Origin of the sequence: Breznakia sp. PF5-3 (assembly GCF_029504745.1) — a bacterium.
Lineage (GTDB): Bacteria > Bacillota_I > Bacilli_A > Erysipelotrichales > Erysipelotrichaceae > Breznakia.
In genome coordinates this window covers 1-1,217 of the sequence record NZ_JAQFIQ010000094.1, presented here as the reverse complement: position 1 = coordinate 1,217, position 1,217 = coordinate 1, and the positions used below count along the sequence as shown (strand labels likewise).

The window sequence follows — 1,217 nt, the reverse complement described above, 5'->3', positions numbered from 1 at the left end:
TTACACACATAATTGATAGCATACGAAAAATATTAAAAACATACATAATTAAAAGGGTGCTCCGTAATGGAACACCCTTTATGTCAACAGTCTGAAGTATCATTATCACATGATACTGGTTTTTCTTTTGAATAAAGATTTGATTTTACAGCTTGTAAAGATTTTTTCCCTTTACAAACTCTGTTTTTTTGGTTTAATAATGATGCTACTCTCATATTAGCAACATTTAAATCTGATATTAATTTCATACTTTGTTCCTATCCTTTTACTCAATACATTATGCTTCCCTAGAATAGAATTATAGCAATATATTAAACGGTTATCAAATATTTCAGTGTAATTAGATTCTTTTATTTGATACAATCTAAAATGATTTCACAAAGAGGAAAGATTTTACTATTGATATTATAATAACCCTCCCGCTCTAACTACCAAATAAAATTATCTATAATCGACTTAAAAAACACTAATCTCTTAAATCGACCAGTATTTGAAGTATTTACCGTTGTCTTTTTCAGTTTTTGTACTTATATAAATTTCATATTTATACCCAAGACTTCCTTCTGAAATTCCAAAGATATTTCATCTATATTATAGTCTGGATTGTTTAATAAAACATTGTAATATGTAATAATGTTTTATTTCTCTTTTTTTGATATAAATATTTGCTTTTAACTACTATACTAATTTTGTATAATATGATTAAAGCAATTGAAAGAGAGGAAATAAAATGGCATTATTAAAAACAAGAGAAGAGAAAATGAGAGACAGGGAAGAAAAACAAAAAAATAGAGAAATTAGAGCTGCTGAGCAAAAAGATAATCAAATGAATATGTCTTTACAACGTGGTGATTCATTGTTGTCTATATATGATAAATATTTACATGATCAAGATGGATATATTCATATATTAATGCTAAATAGTCTAAGTGAGATTTCAAACGACAGAGGATTTAGTGTAGAAAAGAAATATACTACAGAAATCGGTGGAGTAGTTGATGCAATGCAAAAGAAAGGTTATCAAATACTTGATATAAAATATACTATTGTTGAAAATCAAAAGTTACGTGAAATGTATCAAACACTGATTACTTATAAATAGCAATTTTATAAGAGCTCCTAGGGAGTGTAAAATTAACCGTGTAAGTTGAGAGCGTACGGCTCAACTTATGCGGTTTTTATAATAGCTATGGTAAAATGAAAGAAACAGAGGAACA

The 1,217-nt window shown here is 27.1% G+C and carries 2 protein-coding genes; one reads left to right on the top strand and one right to left on the bottom strand.

From position 1 onward, the window contains the following. Positions 1–83 precede the first annotated feature (83 nt). Complete coding sequence (locus M2475_RS11405) at positions 84–248, bottom strand: hypothetical protein (RefSeq protein WP_277491666.1); 165 nt, start codon at positions 246–248, stop codon at positions 84–86. A gap of 482 nt (positions 249–730) precedes the next feature. Here M2475_RS11405 and M2475_RS11400 point away from each other — a divergent pair, with 482 nt between their 5' ends. Next, positions 731–1,102, top strand: a complete 372-nt coding sequence (locus tag M2475_RS11400; protein ID WP_277491665.1) for a hypothetical protein — start codon at positions 731–733, stop codon at positions 1,100–1,102. Positions 1,103–1,217: the final 115 nt, after the last annotated feature.

Bases quoted from the DNA above. Each gene is read 5' to 3' on its own strand.
- M2475_RS11400 (WP_277491665.1), top strand. From the start codon at position 731: ATGGCATTATTAAAAACAAGAGAAGAGAAAATGAGAGACAGGGAAGAA.
- M2475_RS11405 (WP_277491666.1), bottom strand. From the start codon at position 248: ATGAAATTAATATCAGATTTAAATGTTGCTAATATGAGAGTAGCATCA.